This is a genomic window from Streptomyces sp. NPDC002835, assembly GCF_053591995.1.
This window is the reverse complement of sequence record NZ_JBSFUW010000007.1, coordinates 42,898-64,468: the sequence shown is the minus strand read 5'-3', so window position 1 is coordinate 64,468 and position 21,571 is coordinate 42,898. Positions and strand designations below refer to the sequence as shown.

20 protein-coding genes and 3 pseudogenes are annotated in these 21,571 nt (G+C 72.3%); 16 read left to right on the top strand and 7 right to left on the bottom strand.

Translation table 11 applies throughout. The annotated features are described in order from the left end of the window. Window positions 1–330, top strand: a complete 330-nt coding sequence (locus tag ACWD01_RS09960; protein WP_451159971.1) for a DUF5955 family protein — start codon at window positions 1–3, stop codon at window positions 328–330. Window positions 331–530: 200 nt separating this feature from the next. Here ACWD01_RS09960 and ACWD01_RS09955 read toward each other — a convergent pair whose 3' ends face one another. Further along, window positions 531–704, bottom strand: a complete 174-nt coding sequence (locus ACWD01_RS09955; protein WP_451159969.1) for a hypothetical protein — start codon at window positions 702–704, stop codon at window positions 531–533. A gap of 124 nt (window positions 705–828) precedes the next feature. After that, entirely contained in the window at window positions 829–1,479 is a 651-nt protein-coding gene (locus ACWD01_RS09950) for a response regulator (RefSeq protein ID WP_451159967.1), read from the bottom strand. 43 nt (window positions 1,480–1,522) lie between these two features. Here ACWD01_RS09950 and ACWD01_RS09945 point away from each other — a divergent pair. Then, window positions 1,523–1,681: pseudogene (locus ACWD01_RS09945) on the top strand (ABC transporter ATP-binding protein); the annotation flags it as partial. Between the two features lie 143 nt (window positions 1,682–1,824). Beyond that, window positions 1,825–5,130 (top strand): GH92 family glycosyl hydrolase, encoded by a 3,306-nt coding sequence (locus ACWD01_RS09940; RefSeq protein WP_451159965.1) that lies wholly within the window; start codon window positions 1,825–1,827, stop codon window positions 5,128–5,130. A 133-nt stretch (window positions 5,131–5,263) separates the two neighbouring features. Here the strand turns inward: ACWD01_RS09940 and ACWD01_RS09935 are convergent, their stop codons facing one another. Next, window positions 5,264–6,064 (bottom strand): IclR family transcriptional regulator, encoded by an 801-nt coding sequence (locus ACWD01_RS09935; RefSeq protein ID WP_451159963.1) that lies wholly within the window; start codon window positions 6,062–6,064, stop codon window positions 5,264–5,266. Between the two features lie 311 nt (window positions 6,065–6,375). On the opposite strand from ACWD01_RS09935, the gene allB reads away from it, so the two are divergent. Continuing rightward, window positions 6,376–7,719 (top strand): allantoinase AllB, encoded by a 1,344-nt coding sequence (allB, locus tag ACWD01_RS09930; protein WP_451160292.1) that lies wholly within the window; start codon window positions 6,376–6,378, stop codon window positions 7,717–7,719. A 3-nt stretch (window positions 7,720–7,722) separates the two neighbouring features. Further along, window positions 7,723–8,847, top strand: a complete 1,125-nt coding sequence (gene alc / locus ACWD01_RS09925) for an allantoicase (protein ID WP_451159961.1) — start codon at window positions 7,723–7,725, stop codon at window positions 8,845–8,847. A gap of 112 nt (window positions 8,848–8,959) precedes the next feature. Here the strand turns inward: alc and ACWD01_RS09920 are convergent, their stop codons facing one another. Beyond that, window positions 8,960–9,691, bottom strand: coding sequence for a 3-oxoacyl-ACP reductase family protein (locus tag ACWD01_RS09920; protein ID WP_451159959.1), 732 nt, complete (start codon window positions 9,689–9,691; stop codon window positions 8,960–8,962). Between the two features lie 175 nt (window positions 9,692–9,866). On the opposite strand from ACWD01_RS09920, the gene ACWD01_RS09915 reads away from it, so the two are divergent. Further along, complete coding sequence (locus ACWD01_RS09915) at window positions 9,867–10,484, top strand: dihydrofolate reductase family protein (protein WP_451159957.1); 618 nt, start codon at window positions 9,867–9,869, stop codon at window positions 10,482–10,484. Window positions 10,485–10,541: 57 nt separating this feature from the next. Here ACWD01_RS09915 and tnpA read toward each other — a convergent pair. Next, window positions 10,542–10,907 (bottom strand): annotated as a pseudogene (gene tnpA / locus ACWD01_RS09910) (IS200/IS605 family transposase). Window positions 10,908–10,983: 76 nt separating this feature from the next. Between tnpA and ACWD01_RS09905 the strand changes: the two are divergent. From ACWD01_RS09905 to ACWD01_RS09895, 3 genes and pseudogenes are all read left to right on the top strand, one after another. Then, window positions 10,984–12,218 (top strand): annotated as a pseudogene (locus tag ACWD01_RS09905) (RNA-guided endonuclease InsQ/TnpB family protein). Between the two features lie 110 nt (window positions 12,219–12,328). After that, window positions 12,329–13,255 carry a DMT family transporter gene (locus ACWD01_RS09900; RefSeq protein WP_451159955.1) on the top strand — a complete coding sequence of 309 codons (927 nt, stop codon included), beginning with the start codon at window positions 12,329–12,331 and terminating at the stop codon, window positions 13,253–13,255. A gap of 11 nt (window positions 13,256–13,266) precedes the next feature. Then, window positions 13,267–13,650: a hypothetical protein gene (locus ACWD01_RS09895; protein ID WP_451159953.1), complete on the top strand. Its 384-nt coding sequence runs from the start codon at window positions 13,267–13,269 to the stop codon at window positions 13,648–13,650. 3 nt (window positions 13,651–13,653) lie between these two features. Here the strand turns inward: ACWD01_RS09895 and ACWD01_RS09890 are convergent, their stop codons facing one another. Further along, window positions 13,654–13,854: a hypothetical protein gene (locus ACWD01_RS09890; protein ID WP_451159951.1), complete on the bottom strand. Its 201-nt coding sequence runs from the start codon at window positions 13,852–13,854 to the stop codon at window positions 13,654–13,656. A gap of 146 nt (window positions 13,855–14,000) precedes the next feature. Here ACWD01_RS09890 and ACWD01_RS09885 point away from each other — a divergent pair, with 146 nt between their 5' ends. From ACWD01_RS09885 to ACWD01_RS09865, 5 genes are read left to right on the top strand one after another with little or no spacing between them, the layout of a single operon-like run. Next, complete coding sequence (locus ACWD01_RS09885; protein WP_451159949.1) at window positions 14,001–15,230, top strand: sensor histidine kinase; 1,230 nt, start codon at window positions 14,001–14,003, stop codon at window positions 15,228–15,230. Further along, window positions 15,227–15,901, top strand: coding sequence for a response regulator transcription factor (locus ACWD01_RS09880; protein WP_451159947.1), 675 nt, complete (start codon window positions 15,227–15,229; stop codon window positions 15,899–15,901). The genes ACWD01_RS09885 and ACWD01_RS09880 overlap by 4 nt, the downstream gene beginning before the upstream one ends. A gap of 4 nt (window positions 15,902–15,905) precedes the next feature. Then, complete coding sequence (locus ACWD01_RS09875; protein ID WP_451159945.1) at window positions 15,906–17,084, top strand: cytochrome P450 family protein; 1,179 nt, start codon at window positions 15,906–15,908, stop codon at window positions 17,082–17,084. 9 nt (window positions 17,085–17,093) lie between these two features. Then, entirely contained in the window at window positions 17,094–18,008 is a 915-nt protein-coding gene (locus ACWD01_RS09870) for a hypothetical protein (protein ID WP_451159943.1), read from the top strand. Beyond that, entirely contained in the window at window positions 17,995–18,414 is a 420-nt protein-coding gene (locus ACWD01_RS09865; RefSeq protein ID WP_451159941.1) for a PaaI family thioesterase, read from the top strand. Before ACWD01_RS09870 ends, ACWD01_RS09865 begins: the two co-directional genes overlap by 14 nt. A gap of 111 nt (window positions 18,415–18,525) precedes the next feature. Here the strand turns inward: ACWD01_RS09865 and ACWD01_RS09860 are convergent, their stop codons facing one another. Then, window positions 18,526–19,530, bottom strand: coding sequence for a Gfo/Idh/MocA family protein (locus ACWD01_RS09860; RefSeq protein ID WP_451159939.1), 1,005 nt, complete (start codon window positions 19,528–19,530; stop codon window positions 18,526–18,528). A gap of 156 nt (window positions 19,531–19,686) precedes the next feature. Between ACWD01_RS09860 and ACWD01_RS09855 the strand changes: the two genes are divergently transcribed. Beyond that, window positions 19,687–20,406, top strand: a complete 720-nt coding sequence (locus ACWD01_RS09855; protein ID WP_451160290.1) for a GntR family transcriptional regulator — start codon at window positions 19,687–19,689, stop codon at window positions 20,404–20,406. Window positions 20,407–20,520: 114 nt separating this feature from the next. Then, window positions 20,521–21,519 (top strand): sugar ABC transporter substrate-binding protein, encoded by a 999-nt coding sequence (locus ACWD01_RS09850; protein ID WP_451159937.1) that lies wholly within the window; start codon window positions 20,521–20,523, stop codon window positions 21,517–21,519. Window positions 21,520–21,571 lie beyond the last annotated feature (52 nt).

The window sequence follows — 21,571 nt, the reverse complement described above, 5'->3', positions numbered from 1 at the left end:
TTGTTGCGGAGCGTGGGGCAGACGCGGGTGACGGGCAGAGGCAGTGGCGAGGACCCGAGAGCGGCGGAGTTGCGGGCCGCGGTCGCCCGGCTCCGGCGTGAACTCGCCGGACATCCGGCGGACTTCGGCGACCGCGTCATCGCCGAGGACGAACTGGCGGTACTGGCGGCGATGGTGGCGGCCGGCGACCCGGAAATCCCGCGGATGCGGCGCTCCCTGCTGCTGATCGCCGGCGCGATCGGGTCCGTGAGCGCGCTGTCGCCCGCGCTGATGCAGGTCCGCGCGGCGGTGGACCTCTTCGGCGAGTGCCCGCCGCGGCGTCGCGTCTGACCCTTGCGTCGTGGACACGCCGTGCACTCGGTGGGGCGCACCGGCCACGTCCGCGTCCACGGACCACACGAGGTGGCTCATCTCGTCGTCTCCTCGTGCTCCGCGCGGATCGGGTCCGCGGTGCCCGGGAACGATATGGCGGCTCTCCCGGCTGCGGCCGTGCCGCAGCCGGGAGAGCCGCCCCATATGCGGTGAAGCGGTCAGCGCCTGAAGCCGTGCTTCGACTTCTCCTTGGTGTCGCGGGCCCTGCCCCGTGTCTCCAGGGCCGCGCCCTTGGCAGCGGTGGTCTCCTTGCCCATCGCGTGGGCGGCCTTCCGCACGGCCATGCCGACAACCTGCTCGGCCTTGGCCTTGGCCTTCTCTCCGGCACTCATGTCGGTCCTTTCGTCGTCTTCAACCGTCCGGCTGCCCGAGCAGCGGGGGAAGAAACCGATCGCGTCGCGCGAGAGTGGAACGCCGCGGCTCCGGCCGCGCCGCGTTTCCCGGGACCGTTCCAGATCACCGCCGGATCAGCCGCCGCGCCGTCGCCGCCGCCACCGCCGCGGTGCGGGAGTCGACGCCCAACTTGGCGTAGATGTGCACAAGATGGGACTTCACCGTCGCCTGGCTTAGGAACAGCTCCTTGCTGATCCGCAGGTTCGACAGGCCGTCGCTCACCAGTTGCAGCACTTCCAGCTCCCGCTTGGTCAGCGCCGCCGCGGGCGTCCGCATACGGTCCATCAGCCGGTGCGCCACCGCCGGGGCCAGCGCGGACCGGCCGGCCGCCGCCGTGCGGACCGCCGCGGCGAGCTCCTCCGGCGGCGCGTCCTTCAGCAGATAGCCCGCCGCCCCCGCCTCCACGGCCGCGAGGATGTCCGCCTCCGTGTCGTACGTGGTGAGGATCAGCGCCCGCGGGCCGTCCGGGAGCGCGTTGATCGCCGCCGTCGCCTCGGAGCCGTGCATGCCGGTGCCGAACTGCAGGTCCATCAGCACGACGTCGACGCCGCCCACGGCCGCGCGCCGCACCGCCGCTTCCGCGGTCGCCGCCTCGCCGACCACCTCGAAGTCGGCCTCGGTCTCGAAGTCGGCCTCGGTGTCGAGGACGGCCCGCAGCCCCGCCCGTACGACCGGGTGGTCGTCGGCGAGCAGCAGCCGGACGGGGCCGCTCATGCGCCGCGCTCCGGGACCGTGGCGGGCAGCGGCAGGATCAGGGCGGGGTGCGGCCGTCCTGGACCTGCTGGTGCGTCTGACCCGTGAGCGGGCGACGGCGACGGTGCTGGTGACGCACGACCGGGCGCATCTGGAGCGGATGGACCGCACGGTCACGATGACGGACGGCCGGCTGACGCCGGTGGTCGCCGCGGCACACTGAGCGGGGCGCCCCGGACCGTTTTCCCGGTGGACGGGAAACGGTCCGGGGCGTTGACAACGATGTCAGATGCATGGTCAAGTCTCCGCGTCAGACCACGGATTCATCCGCGCGCCGGGGACCACGGATTCAGGAGAGGGACGCTCATGACGCCCATGCATCAACTGCTGAGGAGAATACGGGCGCGCACGTCGCGGGCCGCCGTGATTCCGCTGGCCGCCGCGCTGACGTGGGGCGGCCTGCTCGCGCCCGCGCCCGCCGCACAGGCCGCGGCGCCGGTGGCCGAGGACCCCGCCGCGCTGGTCAACCCCTTCGTCGGCACACAGAACTTCGGCAACACCTTCCCCGGCGCCGCTGCCCCGTTCGGCATGGTGCAGGTGAGTCCCGACACCGGCGGCCAGGGCGGTTACGACTACCAGCAGGACAAGATCCACGGGTTCAGCCAGACCCATCTCTCCGGTGTCGGCTGCTCCGTCGTGGGCGAACTGCCCCTGATGCCCACCACCGGAGCGGTCGACACCGTCGACCCGTCGCGCTACCGCTCGACCTACTCCCACGACGACGAGGAGGCCGAGCCCGGCTACTACCGCGTCGGTCTGGAGACGTACGGCATCGACGCGGAGCTCACCGCCACGCCCCGCACCGGCTGGCAGCGCTACACCTTCCCCGCCACCGGCGAGGCCAACGTCCTGTTCAACACGGGCAGGGCCAACCAGCGGGTCTACGACTCCGAGGTCCATGTCGTCGGCGACCGCACCGTCGAAGGACGGGTGGAGGCCGGCAACTTCTGCGCGGGCAAGGACCGGCACACGGTGTACTTCACCGCCACCTTCGACCGCCCCTTCGCCTCGCACGGCACCTGGCGCGGCGGCACCCGCACCCCCGGCGGCCGCGACGCCGGGGGCGAGGGCGGAAACGGCGCCTGGGTGACGTTCGACGCCGCCGACGACCGGGACGTGGTCGTCAAGGTCGGCCTGTCGTACACGGGCCCCGACGGCGCCCGCAAGAACCTGGCCGCAGAGACCGGTGACTCGTACGACTTCGACGCCACCCGCGCCGCGCTGCACACCACCTGGCAGCGCCAACTGGGCTCCGTACGGGTCGGCGGCGGCACCCTCGAGCGGCAGCGCGCCTTCTACACCGCGCTCTACCACGCGCAGTTGCACCCGAACGTGGCCGGCGACGTGGACGGCAGGTACGCGGGCTTCGACGGCGAGGTGCACACCGCCGACGGGTTCACGCCGTACCAGAACCTGTCCCTGTGGGACACCTACCGGCCGCAGAACCAGCTGCTCGAACTGCTCCAGCCGCAGGTGGCCCGCGATGTGGCGCTCTCCGTCGTCGCCGCCGGGCGGGACGGCGGCTGGCTGCCGCGCTGGGCGCTCGCCAACAGCGAGACCAACATCATGACGGGCGACCCGGTGACCCCGTTCCTCGTCGAGGCCTGGTCCAAGGGGCTGCTCGCGGGCCACGAGGACGAGGCGTACGCGCTGCTGCGGAAGAACGCGACGAGCACCCCGCCGGCCGGCTCGCCCTACAACGGCCGCTCCGGCGTGGAGCACTACAAGGAGCGCGGCTATCTGCCCTCCGGCCTGGAACTCGGCGAGGACTGCGCAGACAAGGGCGGCGACAACGACTGCAAGCACCCCGCCTCCGCGACCCTCGAGTACGCGGCGGCCGACGCCTCCCTGGCGCTGATGGCCCGGGCGCTCGGTCACGACGCGGACGCGAGCCTGTTCGCGGCGCGCGGCCAGTGGTACCGCAACCTCTGGGACGCGGGGATCGGCCAGTTCCGCCCCCGGACGACCGAGGGGACCTGGCTCACCCCGTACGACCCCGTCGAGGCCGCCCACCAGTTCCACGAGGGCGGCGCCCACCAGTACCAGTGGCTCGTCCCGCAGGACCCGGCCGGACTCGTCGGACTGATGGGCGGCAGGACCGCCACCGAGCAGCGGCTCGACGCGTTCTTCGCGTACGACAAGCTGCTCACGGACCCGGAGCGCACGGCGCGCGAGGACTGGATCGCCGCCCCCTACGACTACTACGGCAAGCCCACCTATAACCCGAACAACGAGCCCGACCTGCACGCCCCGTACATGTATCTGTGGGCCGGAGCACCCGCGAAGACGGCGACCGTCGTCCGCGCCGCGATGACCCTGTTCACCAACGGCCCCGACGGCATGACCGGCAACGACGACCTCGGCACCATGTCGGCCTGGTACGTCTTCTCCTCCCTCGGTCTGTACCCGACGATGAGCGGCGGCGACTTCCTCGCCGTCTCCAGCCCGCAGTTCTCCTCGGCCGTCGTCACGATCGGCGCGTACGGCGAGGAGCAGGGCGGCACGCTGACCATCGAGGCGCCGGGCGCCAGCGACACCACCCGGTACATCCAGCGCTCCGAGTTCGACGGCCGCGACCTGCGCCGCACCTGGCTCGACTGGGACGCGGTCGCCCACGGCGGCTCGCTCACCCACGAACTCGGCGACACGCCGTCCTCCTGGGGCACCGGCAAGGGCGCGGAGCCGCCGTCGGTCAACCGGGCCGCCGCCGACTCCCGCCGGCATCTGGACGCCTCCCTGCGGGCGGGCTCCGACGTCGTGCCGGCCGGTGACACGCCGCAGACGGCCCACCTCGCGATAGATGTGCTCGGCCAGGCGCCGGGTGCGCTGCGGGTCGCCGTGCGGGCGACGGCTCCCGAGGGGTGGCGGGTGCGGATGCCTCCGGCGTTCCGGCTCGATTCCCGCCGCATGCCGGTGCAGCGGACGGTGGAACCCGAGGTGACCGTCCCGGCCGGCACGGCACCCGGCTCCTACCGGGTGGGGTTCACGGTCACGGCCACCGGCGCGGACAGCGTGGTGCGCGAGGCGACCGTGGAGGTCCGCGAGCCGGGCGCCTGCGCGGCAGAGGCCGGCGGGCAGTGCGCCGTGGATCTCGCCCAGGAGGCCAACCACGACGGCACCGCGACCGTGACCGCGTCCGGCGAGGGCGACTTCGACGGCAGCGGCTGGAGCTACGACGCGGCGCTGCTGCCGAAGGCCGGCCCGGTGGTCCTGGGCAAAGTCACCTACCAGGCGCCGGACGCGTCCGGGACGGCGAACAACTTCACCGAGGCACGCGGGCAGTCGCTGCTGCTGCCTGCCGGGGAGCACGGTGCGCTGCGACTGGTGGCGGCCGCCCACAACGGCACGGTCTCCACCACGCTCACCGTCCGCTACACCGACGGCACCAGTGCCGAGCTGCCCGTCACCGTGGGCGACTGGGCGGGCTCCGCGCCCTCGGGCAGCACCGTCGCCCTCGACATGGACCACCGGATCCGGCGGGGGCAGGGCGTCGACGGCCCGTCGGTGCGGCTGTTCGCGACGGCTGCGCCGCTGGACACCGGCCGAACGGTGCGTTCGCTGAGCCTGCCGGACGACCGGCGGATCGAGGTGTACGCGATCACGCTGGACTGACGCGGACCCGGCTGTCACGCCGGCCCAGCGGTCACGCCATCGCGCCATCACGCAGGACCGAGACATCACGCAGGACCGAGACATATGGAAGGGGCCCGGGACCGGTCACGGTCCCGGGCCCCTTCCGCCGCCGTCAGCCCTGTCCGCCTGTGTTCGCGAGCGCGGTCGACAGGTCGCGGGCGACCTCCTGGAGCAGGGGGACGATCTTGTCCGTGGCCGCCTCCGTCACCCGGCTCGCCGGCCCCGAGATCGAGACCGCGGCGGCCGTGGGCGAGTCGGGCACGGAGACCGCCAGGCAGCGGACGCCGATCTCCTGCTCGTTGTCGTCGACCGCGTACCCGGCCCGGCGGACCTGTTCGAGCGCGTTCAGGAAGCCGTCGGGCGTGGTGATCGTCTTCTCGGTCGCGGCCGGCATGCCGGTGCGGGCGAGGAGGGCGCGTACCTCGTCCGCCGGGGTGTGCGCGAGGAGCGCCTTGCCCACGCCGGTGGAGTGCGGCAGCACCCGGCGGCCGACCTCGGTGAACATGCGCATCGAGTGCTTGGACGGCACCTGCGCCACGTACACGATCTCGTCGCCGTCGAGGAGCGCCATGTTCGCGGTCTCGCCGGTCTCCTCGACGAGGCGGGCGAGATAGGGGCGCGCCCAGGTGCCGAGCAGGCGGGAGGCGGACTCGCCGAGGCGGATCAGCCGGGGCCCGAGCGCGTAGCGCCGGTTCGGCTGCTGCCGGACGTAACCGCAGGCGACGAGGGTCCGCATCAGCCGGTGGATGGTCGGCAGGGGCAGGCCGCTGCTGGCGGAGAGCTCGCTGAGACCGACCTCCCCACCGGCATCGGCCATTCGTTCGAGGAGGTCGAAGGCGCGCTCAAGGGACTGCACACCGCCGCTGGCGGCGGGCTTGGCTGCGTCGGTGGCGCTGGCGCTGGACGTCGGCACGTCGGCGGTCCTTTCGGGCAGGCAGGGCAAGTCAGCAGCCTACCGGGCGCAGATCCGGGGCACATCGGCCGCCGAGGGGAGTACTGGCCGGTCAGGGGGTGTTTGTCCATGTGTCTGCGGTGTTGCGCGGGCCCGCTTCCGGCTGAAGCGACCATCTTGAAATGGAATTGTACTTCCACTTTGTGGAAACGTACAAGGCCGACCGTCCGGCCCGGCCGGGTCTTGACGGGTACCCGGCGGAGGGGAAGACTCCTTCAACAGTTCGTTGAATTTTCGCTGAGCAGTGGAAGTGAGGGGAGCGGGTGTCCGACGTGTCCGACGTGGAAGTGGAACTGGTCCTGCGCTCGACGCGGGTGATCACCCCCGAGGGGACGCGCGCCGCGACGGTCGCCGTCGCCGGCGGGCGGATCGCCGAGGTGGGGCCGTACGACGCCGCCGTGCCGGCCGGTGCGCGGCTCGAGGACTTCGGGGACGACGTCGTCCTGCCCGGCCTCGTCGACACCCACGTCCATGTGAACGACCCCGGCCGCACCGAGTGGGAGGGCTTCTGGACGGCCACCCGCGCGGCCGCCGCGGGCGGCATCACCACCCTGCTCGACATGCCGCTCAACTCGCTGCCGCCCACGACCACGGTCGACCACCTCGCCACCAAGCGGGAGGTCGCCCGCAGCAAGGCGCACATCGACGTCGGCTTCTGGGGCGGCGCGATCCCGTCCAACGTCAAGGATCTGCGGCCGCTCCACGACGCGGGCGTCTTCGGCTTCAAGTGCTTCCTGTCGCCGTCCGGCGTCGAGGAGTTCCCCGAGCTCGACCAGGAGCAGCTCGCCCGCTCCATGGCGGAGATCTCCGGGTTCGGCGGGCTGCTGATCGTGCACGCAGAGGACCCGCACCACCTGGCCGCCGCGCCGCAGCAGAGCGGCCCCCGGTACGCCGACTTCCTCGCCTCCCGGCCCCGGGACGCGGAGAACACCGCGATCGAGGGCCTGATCTCGCACGCCAAGCGGCTCGGCGCCCGTGTCCATGTCCTGCACCTGTCCTCCAGCGACGCCCTGCCGCTGATCGCCGCCGCCAAGCGGGACGGGGTCGCCGTCACCGTCGAGTCCTGCCCGCACTTCCTCACGCTCACCGCCGAGGAGGTCCCGGACGGCGCCACCGAGTTCAAGTGCTGCCCGCCCATCCGTGAGGCCGCCAACCAGGACGCGCTCTGGCAGGGCCTCGCCGACGGCACCATCGACTGCATCGTCTCCGACCACTCTCCCTGCACCACCGACCTCAAGACCCCGGACTTCGCATCCGCCTGGGGTGGCATCTCCTCGCTCCAGCTCGGCCTGCCCGCGATCTGGACCGAGGCCCGCAGGCGCGGCCACACCCTCGACGACGTCGTCCGCTGGATGGCGAAGGCCCCCGCGGAGCTGGCGGGCCTGACCGCCAAGGGCGCCATCGAGGCAGGCCGCGACGCCGACTTCGCGGTCCTCGCCCCCGACGAGACCTTCACCGTCGACCCCGCCCACCTGTTCCACCGCAACCAGGTGACCGCGTACGCGGGCAGAACGCTGTACGGAGTCGTCAGATCGACGTGGCTGCGTGGCGAGCGGATCGTGGAGAACGGCAACCTGGCCGCGCCGACGGGCCGGCTGCTCGAAAGGAACAACTGAACCGTGTCTGCATCCTCCATCCCCTCCTTCACCGGTGACGCCAGCCCGTACGGCGGCGGCGACCCGTACGCCGACTACCGCGCGGCTGACTTCCCGTTCACCCAGTACGCCGACCTCGCCGACCGCCGCCTCGGCGCGGGCGTCGTCGCCGCCAACGACGAGTTCTTCGCCGAGCGCGAGAACCTGCTGAAGCCGGAGCCCGCCGAGTTCGACCCCGAGCACTTCGGGCACAAGGGCAAGATCATGGACGGCTGGGAGACCCGCCGCCGCCGCGGCGTCTCCGCCGAGCAGCCCCACCCCACCGCCGAGGACCACGACTGGGCGCTCGTACGCCTCGGCGCCCCCGGCGTCGTACGCGGCATCGTCGTCGACACCGCGCACTTCCGGGGCAACTACCCGCAGGCCGTGTCGGTCGAGGGCACGTCCGTCGCCGGCTCGCCGTCCCCGGAGGAGCTCCTCGGCGACGACGTGAAGTGGACGACGCTCGTCCCGCGCACCGCCGTCGGCGGCCACGCCGCCAACGGCTTCGCCGTCGACGTCGAGCAGCGCTTCACCCACCTGCGCGTCAACCAGCACCCCGACGGCGGCATCGCCCGGCTGCGGGTGTACGGCGAGGTCGTGCCCGACCCGCGGTGGCTGGCCGCGCTCGGCACCTTCGACCTCGTCGCGCTGGAGAACGGCGGCCAGGTCGAGGACGCCTCCGACCGCTTCTACTCGCCGGCCACCAACACCGTCCAGCCCGGCCGTTCCCGCAAGATGGACGACGGCTGGGAGACCCGCCGCCGCCGCGACCAGGGCAACGACTGGATCCGCTACCAGCTGGCCGGCCACTCCGAGATCCGCGCCGTCGAGATCGACACCGCGTACCTCAAGGGCAACAGCGCGGGCTGGGCGGCGCTGTCCGTACGGGACGGGGCGGAGGGCGCCGAGTGGCGCGAGGTCCTGCCGCGCACCCGGCTCCAGCCCGACACCAACCACCGGTTCGTGCTCGACGCCCCGGCGGTCGGCACCCATGTGCGGATCGACATCTACCCCGACGGCGGCATCTCCCGCCTGCGGCTGTTCGGCTCCCTGACCGAACAGGGCGCGGCCCGTCTGACCGCCCGCCATCAGGAGCTCGGCGGCTGACGAGCCGTCACAGGACGGGGAGGCACGACACCCTCCCTCCCGCGCGGGGCGCACCGGCCGACAGCAACGGTGCGCCCCGCGCGTTTGCCTCCAGCGGCCCGGAGGCGTCCGCTCAGGCCGCGTGCCCGCCGTCCACGGAGAACTCGGCGCCCGTGACGTACGCCGCCTCGCCGCCCGCCAGATAGGCGACCATCGACGCGATCTCCTCCGGGGCGCCGAATCGGCCGAGCGCCGTGTCCGCCTTCTGCGGCTCGGCGTACGGGCCGTCCGCCGGGTTCATGTCGGTGTCGACCGGGCCCGGGTGGACGATGTTCGCGGTGATGCCCCGCCCGCCCAACTCCCGTGCCAGCGCCTTCGTCAGACCGATCAGCGCCGACTTGCTCATCGCGTAGAGCGTGCCGCCGGGGCCGGGCACACGCTGGGTCATGCAGGTGCCGATCGTCACGATCCGCGAGCCGCTCCCCATCCGCGCGGCGGCCGCCCGGGACGTCAGGTACACGCCCCGTACGTTCACGGCGAGCACCCGGTCCACATCGGCCGGCGTGATGCTCTCCAGCGGCCCGAGCAGGCCCAGGCCCACATTGTTGACGAGGATGTCGAGCCCGCCGAGGGCGTCCGCCGTGCGCTCCACCGCCCCGGCGGCCTCGGTCGCGTCGGCCGAGTCCGCGCGCAGCGCCACCGCGCGCCGGCCCGTCGCCTCGATCCGCCGGACGACGTCCTCCGCGGCATCCTTCCCCGCCACATACGTGATCGCCACATCGGCGCCGTCGCGGGCCAGCCGCAGCGCGGTCGCCGCACCGATTCCCCGGCTGCCGCCGGTCACCAGAGCCACCTTGCCGTTCATCGAAGCCTCCAAGAGTCCTAAGTGGTTGCGGCTTCAATCACATCGGTTCCGGCGGTCCCGTGCTGGCGGCGATCGGACATCACGCTCGGCACGCCGATGAGTTCGCCGGCCCCGTCCGGTCAGAGCTGTGAGACTCATCGAAACCCGTTGAAACACAGCGACAGGCGGAAGAACCATGGCACAGCTCTCCCTCACCCAGTTCCTCACCCTCGACGGCGTCTACCAGGCCCCCGGCGGGCCCGAGGAGGACACGTCGGGCGGCTTCGAACACGGCGGCTGGTCCGTGCCGTACGGGGACGAGGACTTCGGCCGGTTCATGGACGAGGTCTTCGGCCGGGTCGGCGCCTTCCTCCTCGGCCGCCGCACCTACGAGATCTTCGCGGGCTACTGGCCCCAGCAGACCGACCCCGACAACCCCATCGCGTCCAAGCTCAACTCCCTGCCCAAGTACGTCGCCTCGACCACCCTGAAGTCGGCCGACTGGGAGAACACCACCATCATCGGCGGCGACCTCGTCAAGGAGGTCACCGCACTCAAGGACCACACCGACGGGGAACTCCAGATGCACGGCAGCGGCAGGCTGGCCCAGACCCTGATGGCGCACGACCTCGTCGACAAGCTCCACCTGGTCGTCTTCCCCGTCGTGCTCGGCACGGGGATGCGCCTCTTCCCGCAGGGCGCGAGGCCCACGGCGTTCCAGCACATCGAGGCACGGACCACCGGCGCCGGTGCGGCGATCCACACCTACGAACTCGCCGGCCGCCCCCAGTACGGCAGTTACGGGACTCTTTAAGAGCCCCGGCGTTCACGCCGGGGATGAATGCATCTCAAGGCTGCTCTGACGTGCACCTTAGAGCGGATGTTTTTGCTGCTCGATGTACTGGCGGACGATTGCCAACGGTGGTCCGCCGCACGATGAGGAGAGATATGAGGGCGACCACAGGTGCCCGTGCATGATGGCGCGGTTGTTCCGGCTGGTGAACTCCTGTCGTAGCCGGCGAGCGGAGACGCCCTTGAGGCTGTTGACCAGCTTTGAGACGGCGACCTTGGGCGGGTAGTGCATCAGGAGGTGGACGTGATCATATTCGCCGTTGAACTCCTTCAGCTCCTTCGAAGTCCTCGCAGACCTTGCGCGTGATCTCTTCGCAGCGCGTCAGCATCTCGTCGTCGAACACCCGCGCCGGTACTTCGTCCCAAAGACCAAGTGCACATGCATCGTAGAAACAACATGCCTGTCATGTCTGTAGCCATTCTGCCCATTTATGGGACCAAATCGCAGTAGGATCTTGGGCGTGCAGCTCCGCTACAACTACCGGGCCTACCCAGACGCCTCCCAGCGCCGTGCGCTGGCGCGTGCGTTCGGGTGCGCCCGCGTGGTGTGGAACGACTGCCTGCGCGACCGCAAGGAAGCACACGCGGCAGGACTGCCGTACGTGAAGTCGGCCGAGCTGTCCCGGCTTCGTATCACCCAGGCCAAGCACACCGAGGAACGCGCCTGGCTCGCCGACGTGTCGGCGGTCGTCCTGCAACAGTCTCTGCGGGACCTGGACACCGCCTACAAGAACTTCTTCGACTCGGTCAAGGGCAAACGGCAGGGCCGCAAGGCCGGCCCGCCCCGCTACAAATCGAAGAAGGACACCCGGCAGTCGATCCGCCTCAACACCAACGCCTTCTCCCTCCACGACGATGGCAGGGTGTACGTGGCCAAGGTCGGCCACCTCAAGGTCAAGTGGTCCCGCCGGCTTCCGGCCGCGCCCACGTCCCTGACCGTCACCAAGGACAGCTCCGGCCGGTACTTCCTCAGCTTCGTCGTGGACACCGAGCCGGACATCCTGCCGGAGCTGGAGACCGAAGCCGGTATCGACCTCGGCCTGTCCGCCTTCGCCGTCCTGTCCGACGGCAGGAAGATCGACAGCCCCCGCTTCCTGCGCCGGGCCGAGAAGAAACTCAAGCGCCTTCAGCGGGAGCTGTCCGGCAAGGCCAAGGGATCGAAGAACCGGGCCAAGGCCCGGATCAAGGTCGCACGCCAGCACGCCAAGGTGGCGGACCGGCGCCGGGACTGGCACCACAAGGCTTCCACACAGATCATTCGCGACAACCAAGCGGTGTACGTGGAAGACCTCGCGGTGTCCGGCCTCGGCCGTACCCGGCTCGCCAAGTCCGTGTACGACGCGGGATGGTCCGCGTTCGTCGGCATGCTGGAGTACAAGACGGCCGCACCTTCGCCAAGGTGGACCGCGCCTTCCCGTCATCTCAGGTCTGCTCGGTCTGCGGATTCCGGGACGGCCCCAAGCCCCTGCATGTCCGCGAGTGGACGTGCAGCGAGTGCGGCACCGTGCACGACCGCGACCACAACGCGGCCCGTAACGTCCTCTTCGAAGGACGTCGAATCGTCGCCACCGGACGGGTGGAGACGCCAAACGCCTGTGGAGCGCCGGTAAGACGGGCACACGTGCCTGCACAGCGCGGTGAAGCAGGAAGCCCCCGGAAGGGTCAGACGACCCAGACCGGAATCCCTGGACTTTAGGCCAGGGAGCACGTCAATGAGAAGACACCCGCGCGGGCGCCCCGGTACGGTGATCGTCCCCGCGTGCGAGCCGCCGACGTCTCCACCTCTGCCGAACCCCAGGAGACCCGGTGTCGTCGATCGCCGTACCCGCGGCCGCCCTCGCCCCCCGCCGCGCCTGGCTCACCGACCTGCCGGTGCTGCTCGTCGCCGTCGTCTGGGGCGCCAGCTATCTCGCGGCCAAGGGCATCACCACCACCCACACCGTCGTCGCCGTCCTCGTTCTGCGGTTCGCGCTCGCCCTGCCAGTCCTCGTCGTCGTGGGGCGGCGCAGGCTGCGGGCGCTGACCGCCGCCCAGTGGCGGGGCGCGGCGCTGCTCGGACTGATCCTGAGCGCCGTCTTCCTGCTCGAGACGTACGGCGTCGTCCGCACCTCCGCCACCAACGCCGGGCTCATCATCAGCCTCACCATGATCCTCACCCCGCTCGCGGAGGCGGCGGTGGTCCGGCGCCTGCCGCCTCCGTCCTTCCTCGCCGCGGCCGCCGTGTCGCTGGCCGGAGTGGTGCTGCTGACCCAGGGTGCGGGCTTCACCGCCCCGTCCGCGGGAGACCTGCTGATGCTCCTGGCGGCCGTGGTCCGCACCGTCCACGTCCTGGCGCTGGCGCGGATCAAGGCGGTGCGCGGCGCCGACTCGCTCTCCCTGACGACCGTCCAACTGGGCGCGGCCGTCGCGGTCTTCGCCGTACTGGCCGCGCTGCCCGGCAGCGGGGCGTCGCCGTGGGCCGTGGCGGTCGGCTTCGGGCCGCGCGAATGGGCGGGGCTGGTGTTCCTGTCCGTGTTCTGCACCCTGTTCGCGTTCTTCGTGCAGATGTGGGCGGTGCGGCGCACCTCGCCGTCCCGTGTCAGCCTGCTGCTCGGCACGGAGCCGCTGTGGGCCGCCACGGCCGGCATCGCCATCGGCGGCGAACACCTCGGCACGCTCGGCCTGGTGGGCGCCGCACTGGTGCTCACGGGGACGACCTGGGGCCGCCGCGCCGCCGACCGGGCCGACTGCTAGTTTCGACGGCCATGCGATCGCTCCAGTACGACATGGCCTTCCGCGCCCGCGCCAAACGGACGCGAACCTGGGGCGGCGCCCTGCTCTCCGCGGCAGCGATGCTGTGGGTCTGGTTCGGCGCTCTGCTGCTCCTTCCGTACACGGTCGAGCGCCCGTACAGCGACGACCGGGAGTGCGAGTCGCGGCTGCTGACCGACCGGGGCACGGCCAACGAGGGCGGCGACGACACCTGCGCGTCCGAGCGCGACTGGCCCGAACTCCTCGCCGTCCTCGGGCTGTCGGTCCCGGTCGCCGTCGTCGGCACCGCGCTGTGGACCAGCGGCGGCGTCAGCCACCGCCTGAGCGAGCACGCGGCGGAGGTCGCCCGCCTCTCCAAGGCGGAGAACACCGCCTAGAGCTCACCGGAAGCGGTCCGAGGCCACCATCAGCGCCCCGCCGAGCACGGCCAGCACGATGCTCGCGTACAGCTCGTGGCCGTCCAGGAAAGCGAGCCGGTCCACGACGCCCCACAGTCTGAACCAGCCGGTGAGCTCATGGGCCACGCCCGCCGCGCCCCAGAGGAACAGAAGGAAGCCGCCGACCTCGAGGATCTTCTTCATGCCGGAAGCCTCGCGCGCGGCGGCGGCAGTGCGCGTCGGCCGCACGGCCACCGGTGGACCGACGAAAGTATCCGGTTCGGCGACTTCGGTAGTTTCCGGCCGGGCCACGGCCCCGTCCACGCCGGGCGTTGCATAGCTTTGTCGACATGACGCGCACGGAGTACCCATGGCTGCTGCCCTCGGCCATGTCCGATCCACCCGACCCCGGCCCGCCCGGCGACCGGGGCAGGGCCAGACCCCGGCGCACCGTACGCGACTGGGTCGTCGACACCTTCGTCTTCCTGGCCGCCGCCCTGATCGGCGCGCTCGCCAGCGAGGCCAGCGCCCAGGCCGGCAACTCCGAAGCCGTGATCCTCGGCGACCAGCTGCTCGGCGCCGCCGCCTGCTGCGCCCTGTGGGCCCGCCGGCGGGCGCCCGTGCCGCTCGCCGCGTCGCTGACCGTCGTCTCCGCCGTCGCCCCGGCGGCCGGCGGAGCGCTGATGCTCAGCCTCTTCAGCCTCGCCGTGCACCGCCCGTTCCGGCCCGTCGCGGTCGTCGGGGCGCTGGCGATGGTGTCCGGCGCGGTCCAGGCCGCCGTACGGCCGGACCCGAGCACCTCCTTCCTCGTCTCCACGGTCGCCGGGGTCGTGCTGGTGCTCCTGATGACCGGCTGGGGGATGCTCGTACGCTCCCGGCGGCAGCTCGTCCTCGCCCTGCGCGAACGCGCCCGCCGGGCCGAGGCGGAAGCCGCCCTGCGGGCCGAGCAGGCGCAGCGGCTGGCCCGCGAGGCCATCGCGCGCGAGATGCACGACGTGCTCGCCCACCGGCTCACCCTGCTCAGCGTGCACGCCGGCGCGCTCGAGTTCCGGCCCGACGCACCCCCGGCCGAGGTCGGCAGGGCCGCCGGCGTGATCCGCGACAGCGCCCACGAGGCGCTCCAGGACCTGCGCGAGATCATCGGCGTGCTCCGGGCGCCCGGCGACGGGGAGGGGACGGACCGGCCGCAGCCCACCCTCGCGACCCTCGACGCACTGGTCGCCGAGTCCCGGCGGGCCGGGATGCGGGTCGTTCTCGACAACGGGATCACCGACCCCGGCGCCGTGCCCGCCGCCACCGGCCGCACCGTGTACCGGATCGCCCAGGAGGGCCTGACCAACGCCCGCAAGCACGCGCCGGGGGCCGAGGTCACCGTCACCGTGCGCGGCCGGCCCGGCGACGGACTCACCGTGGCGATCGACAACCCGGCGCCCGAAGCCGGGGCCGGTGACGTGCCCGGTTCCGGCCAGGGTCTGATCGGCCTGACCGAGCGTGCCGCGCTCGCCGGCGGCAGGCTGGAGCACGGCCCGCGGGACGACGGCGGATTCCGGGTCCGGGCCTGGCTACCGTGGCCGACATGACTATCCGGCTGATCGTCGTCGACGACGACCCGCTCGTACGGGCGGGCCTCACCCTCATGCTCGGCGGCGCCGACGACATCGAGATCGTGGGGGAGGGGGCCGACGGCTCGGAGGCGCCGGGGCTGGTCGACCGGCTCGCGCCCGACGTGGTCCTGATGGACATCCGTATGCCCGGCGTCGACGGCCTCACCGCCACGGAGGCGCTGCGCCGCCGCCCCGGCGCGCCCCAGGTCGTCGTCCTGACCACCTTCCACGCCGACGAGCAGGTGCTGCGGGCGCTGCGGGCCGGGGCCGCCGGGTTCGTGCTGAAGGACACGCCGCCGGCGGAGATCGTCGCGGCGGTGCGCAAGGTCGCCGCCGGCGACCCCGTGCTCTCCCCGGCCGTCACCCGCCAGCTGATGACCCATGTCGCGGGCAGCGGCTCGGACACCAGAAGAGCGGCAGCGGCCGGCCGTCTCGCCGTACTCGCCGACCGCGAACGGGAGGTGGCGCTCGCCGTGGGCCGGGGCCGGTCCAACGCGGAGATCGCCGCCGCCCTCTACATGAGTGTGGCCACCGTGAAGGCGCACGTCTCGCGCATCCTGGCCAAACTGGACCTCAACAACCGTGTCCAGATCGCACTGTTGACCCACGACGCCGGGCTGCTCGACGACGACCCCGACGTACGCTGAGATCATGACCATCGTCGATCTGGAGGCGTACGGGCCGGACTTCACCGCCGACCCGTATCCGTACTACGAGCGGCTGCGCGCCGCCGGCCCCGCGCACCGGGTGCGCGGGGCCGACGGCGCCGAGTTCTGGCTGATCGTCGGACACGAGGAGGCGCGGGCCGCGCTCGCCGACCCGCGGCTGTCCAAGTCGCCGGCCACCATGGGGCTGACGATGCTCGACGAGCAGATCGTCGGCCCCAACCTGCTGGTGATCGACCCGCCGGACCACACCCGGCTGCGCAAGCTGGTCAGCCGCGAGTTCACCCCGCGCCGCGCCGAGGCGCTGCGGCCCCGCGTCCAGCGGATCACGGACGACCTCCTGGACGAGATGGTGCCGGCCGGCCGGGCCGACCTGGTCGACGCGCTGGCCTTCCCGCTCCCGATCGTCGTGATCTGCGAACTCCTCGGAGTCCCCACGGCCGACCGCGCCGCCTTCCGCACATGGTCCAACGAGGTCGTCGCCCCGACCTCCCCGGAGAAGGAGGAGGACGCCGTCCGGCAGCTGGGCGCCTATCTCGACGGGCTCATCGAGGACAAGCGCTGCGCGGGCCCGGCGGACGACCTGCTCTCCGCCCTTGTCCGCACCAGGGCCGAGGACGGCGACCGCCTCTCCTTCGCCGAACTGCGCGCCCTCGCCTACCTCCTGCTCATCGCGGGCCACGAGACGACCGTCAACCTGATCTCCAACGGGGTACGCGCCCTGCTCGCCCACCCCGGTCAACTCGCCGAACTGCGCGCCGACTTCTCCCTCCTCGACGGCGCGATCGAGGAGATGCTGCGCTACGACGGCCCCGTCGAGACCGCCACGCTCCGCTTCAGCGCCGCGCCCGTACCCGTCGGGGACCAGGTCATCCCGGCGGGCGAAAGGGTGCTGATCGGTCTGGCGGCCGCCGACCGCGACCCCGCCCGCTACCCGGACCCCGACCGCTTCGACATCCGCCGGGACACCCGCGGCCATCTCGCCTTCGGCCACGGCATCCACTTCTGCCTCGGCGCGCCGCTGGCCCGCCTGGAGGCCCGGGTCGCCGTCCGCTCCCTCCTGGAACGCTGCCCGGACCTCGCCCTGGACGCCCCGGCCGACACGTACGCATGGCTGCCGGGCCTCCTGATGCGCGGTGTCCGCCGGCTGCCGGTGCGCTGGTAGGGCCCGGCCGTGGCCGAGCGGGCACGCTACGCGGTGGTCGGGAACGGGGCCTGGCAGCAGTACTACTGCCGCTGGGGCGGGCCGCGCCTGGCCGTCGACGCGGCCGAAGGGCCCGAGGCGTTCGGCCGGTTCGTCGCCGGTCAGGAGCGGGTGGGGCCCCGCAGCTGGATGGACGACGTCTCGTGCGAGGCCGCGGCGGTCGTCGACCACGACCGACGCGTCCTGCTGCTGTTCACCTGGCACCTGGAGACGTACGAGGAGCGGCGCACCCTGTTCGCCGTCCTCGCCAGGACCTGGCCGGGCTGGGAGGTCCGCTGGGCGTACGACGGACTGGAGGACGTCGTCGCCCACGTGGGCCTGGAACGGGAGTCGGTGCGCTCGGAGTTCGGCGCCCGGCCCGGCGGCCCGCTCCTTGCCGCCTTCCCCGACGAACCGGACTTCACCGTCGCCGTCACGGTGACCTACCGCGACGGTCCGCAGGCGCACGCGGTCTCGGGCGAGAACGTGTCCGACGTGCTGGCCCACGGCCCCGGCGTCGTCCGCCAACTGCTGCCCGGCACCCGGATGTCCACGCCGGCCCGCATTCCCTACGGCGGGGTGCACATCGACGTGGCCGCCCGGCGCGTCGCCGCCTGGACCCGCGGGAACTTCCTCGGCGGAGCGGCGGCCGCCGGCCGGCTCCCCGGCTGGCCAGGCTGGGAGTGGACCTGCTGGTACGACGACTATGAGCGGCAGCAGCAGGCGAGCGCCGGGGCACTCGCCTTCGCCGTGCCCGACCCGGCCGCCGGAGTCCGGGCCTGGACCGAAAAGCTCGACGAACTACGGGCGGCCGACGGCACGGAGAGCGAGGCGCGAGCCGCCCTCCGTGCCGTACTCGACGCCCTCGGACCCACTTCCACGGAAGGCGCACATGACCGGACTTGAACTGGACACCGCCCGCAAGGTCCTCGACAGCCAGCCGTTCAGCAGACTGCTGGGCGCGCGGATCACCGCCTTCGGGGACGGCGAGGCGGTCCTCGAAGTGGACATCCGCGAGGAACTGCACCAGCAGAACGGGTATCTCCACGGCGGTGTCCTCGCGTACGCCGCCGACAACTCGATCACCTTCGCCGCCGGAACCACCCTCGGACCGGCCGTGCTGACCGGCGGCTTCTCCGTGCAGTACGTGCGGCCCGCCACCGGGCGCACGCTGGTCGCCCGCGCCGCCGTCGTGCACACCGGGCGGCGGCAGGCCGTCGTCCGCTGCGACCTGTTCGCCGTCGGCGCGGACGGGGACGAGACGCTGTGCGCCGTCGCGCAGGGCACCGTGCTGTCCGCCGGGCCGTCGTGACCTCCGGGCGCCGGTGACGGGCCGGCGTGACGTCGTCAGGGCCGACGGCCTGCCCGCCGCGTCAGGGGGCCGGGGCGGCGTGACCTCCGGCCCGGTGAAGCGCCCGCCCCGTCAGTCCGCCGGGATCTCCTCCAGCCGGACCGGCCGGTGCTCCCGGCGGGAGAGCTCGCAGGCCTCCGCGACCCGCAGTGCCGTCAGCGCCTCCCGGCCGTCGCACGGGTTCTCCGTCTCGCCCGCCACCAGCCGGACGAACGCGTCCAGCTCCGCCTCGTACGCCGGGGCGAAGCGCTCCAGGAAGCCGGGCCACGGCTTGTCGACGGGTGGCAGGCCGTGCGGCTCCGTCGAGCTGATCGGCGTACGGTCGTCGAGGCCGACGGCGACCTGGTCGAGTTCGCCGGCCAGCTCCATCCGCACGTCGTAGCCCGCCCCGTTGCAGCGGGTGGCGGTCGCCGTGGCCAGCGTCCCGTCGTCCAGGGTGAGCAGCGCGGCGGCCGTGTCGACGTCGCCCACCTCGCGGAACATGGGGTGGCCCGCGTCCGAGCCGGTCGCGTACACCTCGGTGATCTCCCGGCCGGTCACCCAGCGCAGGATGTCGAAGTCGTGGACCAGGCAGTCCCGGTACAGCCCGCCCGACAGCGGCAGATAGTCGGCGGGCGGCGGCGCCGGGTCGGAGGTGATGGCCCGCACGGTGTGCAGCCGGCCGAGCCTGCCGGAGCGGACCAGTTCGCGGGCCGCGGTGTATCCGGCGTCGAAGCGCCGCATGAAGCCGAGCTGGAGCTCGGTGCCCGCCTGCTCGACCTCGCGCAGCGCGGCCAGGGTGCCCGGCAGGTCCAGGGCGATCGGCTTCTCGCAGAACGTGGGGAGCCCGGCGCGGGCCGCGCGGGCGATCAGTTCGGCGTGCGCGGAGGTCGCCGAGGCGATCACCACCGCGTCCACGCCCCAGGTGAAGACCTCGTGGGCACTGGGGGCGGCGGTGGCCCCGCAGCGGTCCGCCACCTCGGTGGCCCGGGCCGCGTCGGTGTCCGCCACGACCAGTGAACCCACCTCACGATGGCGGCTGAGCACGCCCGCGTGAAAGCTGCCGATACGGCCCGTACCGATGAGTCCGATGCGCATGGCCCAAAGGTGGAGGCGCGGCCGCCACGATGTCAAGACTTTGTCCTGACAATCGAACCTCACGACTTCCCGTCAACATGGCGTGCGACTACGCTCCCCCACGTGCCCAAGCAGCCCAGACACGAGACGGAACCGTCCCTGTCGCTCCAGCTGAGCGTGGACCGGACCAGTCCGGTTCCGCTCTATTTCCAGCTTTCGCAGCAGCTGGAATCGGCCATTGAGAGGGGGGCCCTCACCCCGGGCAGTCTGCTCGGCAACGAGATAGAGCTCGCGGGCCGGCTCGGCCTGTCCCGGCCGACCGTCCGCCAGGCCATCCAGTCCCTGGTCGACAAGGGGCTGCTGGTGCGCCGCCGCGGGGTGGGCACCCAGGTCGTGCACAGCCAGGTCCGCCGCCCGCTGGAGCTCAGCAGCCTCTACGACGACCTGGAGGCGGCCGGCCAGCGGCCCGCGACGGTCGTGCTCACCAACGAGATCGAGCCGGCGAGCGCCGAGGTCGCGGCCGCGCTCGGCGTGCCGGAGGGCAGCGACGTCCGGCGGATCGAGCGGCTGCGCTACGCCCACGGCGAGCCGATGGCCCGGCTGCGCAACCATCTGCCGGCCGGTCTGCTGGACTGCGGCACCGAGCGGCTGGAGACCACCGGCCTGTACCGGATGATGCGCGCCGCCGGCATCACGCTGCACAGCGCCCGCCAGTCGGTGGGCGCCCGCGCCGCGACGGCCGAGGAGGGCGAGCTGCTGGGCGAGCCGGCCGGCGCGCCGCTGCTGACGATGGAACGCGCCACCTTCGACGACACCGGCCGGGCGGTCGAATTCGGCTCGCACGTGTACCGCGCGTCGCGCTACGCCTTCGAGTTCCAGCTCCTGGTCCGGCCGTAGCAACTCGGCATTCCTGGTAAGAATGTTCGGACAAAGTCTTGACTGGGTCGCGGGGCGGCCGTAGAAACTCACCCAGCCGCAACCGGGCGGCCGGGAGAGAAGGCGGACCCCACGATGCGTACCACCCGCACGGCAGCAGCCCTGCTCGCCGCATGTGCCCTGGCCGTCGTCGCCGGATGCAGCAGCTCCGGCGGCAAGGGCGCCGACGAGAAGCCGGCCGGGGACGGCGCCGGCGGCGAAGCCGCGAAGACGCCCCGGATGAAGATCGCCATGGTGACGCACTCGGGCCAGGGCGACACCTTCTGGGACATCGTCCAGTCCGGCGCTAAGGTCGCCGCCCGCAAGGACAACGTCGACTTCCTCTACGCGGCGCACCCGGAGGGCAAGGAGCAGGCGCAGCTCATCCAGACGTACATCGACCAGAAGGTCGACGGGATCATCGTCACCCTCGCCAAGCCGGAAGCCGTCAGCGCGGTGGTGAAGAAGGCCGTCGCGGCCGGTATCCCCGTCGTCACCATCAACTCCGGGGCCGAGTTCTCCCAGGGGCTCGGCGCGCTCAGCCACATCGGCCAGGACGAGTCGGTGGCCGGCGAGGCCGTCGGCGAGGAGCTCGGCGAGCAGGGGAAGAAGAAGGCGCTCTGCGTCATCCACGAACAGGGCAACGTCTCCCTCGAGGCGCGCTGCGCCGGTGTGAAGAAGACCTTCGGCGGCACGGTCGAGAACCTCAACGTCGAGGGCACCAACATGCCCGCCACGACCTCCTCCATCGAGGCGAAGCTGCAGAGCGCCAAGGACATCGACGCCGTCGTCACCCTGGGCGCGCCGTTCGCCGCCGCGTCGGTCAAGGCCAAGCAGGGCGCCGGGTCGACGGCGGAGATCAGCACGTTCGACCTCAACGCGGAGGTGGTGAAGCGGCTGAAGGCCAAGGAGATCACCTTCGCCGTCGACCAGCAGCCCTACCTCCAGGGCTACCTCGCCGTCGACGAGCTGTGGCTCAACAAGGTCAACGGCAACGTGATCGGCGGCGGCAAGCCGGTCCTCACCGGCCCGGCGCTGGTCACCGAGAAGGACGTCCCGGCGCTCGAGAAGCTCACGGCTGCCGGTACCCGGTGAACGCGCTCCGTACGGCCCCCGCCGCCGCCCGCCCGCCGCTGCCGCCCCCTCC

Excerpts from the sequence above, each read along its gene's own strand:
- ACWD01_RS09890 (WP_451159951.1), bottom strand. The coding sequence starts at position 13,854 with ATGAAGAAGATCCTCGAGGTCGGCGGCTTCCTTCTGTTCCTCTGGGGC.
- ACWD01_RS09850 (WP_451159937.1), top strand. The coding sequence starts at position 20,521 with ATGCGTACCACCCGCACGGCAGCAGCCCTGCTCGCCGCATGTGCCCTG.
- ACWD01_RS09950 (WP_451159967.1), bottom strand. The coding sequence starts at position 1,479 with ATGAGCGGCCCCGTCCGGCTGCTGCTCGCCGACGACCACCCGGTCGTA.
- ACWD01_RS09865 (WP_451159941.1), top strand. The coding sequence starts at position 17,995 with ATGACCGGACTTGAACTGGACACCGCCCGCAAGGTCCTCGACAGCCAG.
- ACWD01_RS09915 (WP_451159957.1), top strand. The coding sequence starts at position 9,867 with ATGGCACAGCTCTCCCTCACCCAGTTCCTCACCCTCGACGGCGTCTAC.
- ACWD01_RS09940 (WP_451159965.1), top strand. The coding sequence starts at position 1,825 with ATGACGCCCATGCATCAACTGCTGAGGAGAATACGGGCGCGCACGTCG.
- ACWD01_RS09875 (WP_451159945.1), top strand. The coding sequence starts at position 15,906 with ATGACCATCGTCGATCTGGAGGCGTACGGGCCGGACTTCACCGCCGAC.
- ACWD01_RS09920 (WP_451159959.1), bottom strand. The coding sequence starts at position 9,691 with ATGAACGGCAAGGTGGCTCTGGTGACCGGCGGCAGCCGGGGAATCGGT.
- ACWD01_RS09880 (WP_451159947.1), top strand. The coding sequence starts at position 15,227 with ATGACTATCCGGCTGATCGTCGTCGACGACGACCCGCTCGTACGGGCG.
- ACWD01_RS09885 (WP_451159949.1), top strand. The coding sequence starts at position 14,001 with ATGACGCGCACGGAGTACCCATGGCTGCTGCCCTCGGCCATGTCCGAT.
- ACWD01_RS09955 (WP_451159969.1), bottom strand. The coding sequence starts at position 704 with ATGAGTGCCGGAGAGAAGGCCAAGGCCAAGGCCGAGCAGGTTGTCGGC.
- ACWD01_RS09895 (WP_451159953.1), top strand. The coding sequence starts at position 13,267 with ATGCGATCGCTCCAGTACGACATGGCCTTCCGCGCCCGCGCCAAACGG.
- ACWD01_RS09860 (WP_451159939.1), bottom strand. The coding sequence starts at position 19,530 with ATGCGCATCGGACTCATCGGTACGGGCCGTATCGGCAGCTTTCACGCG.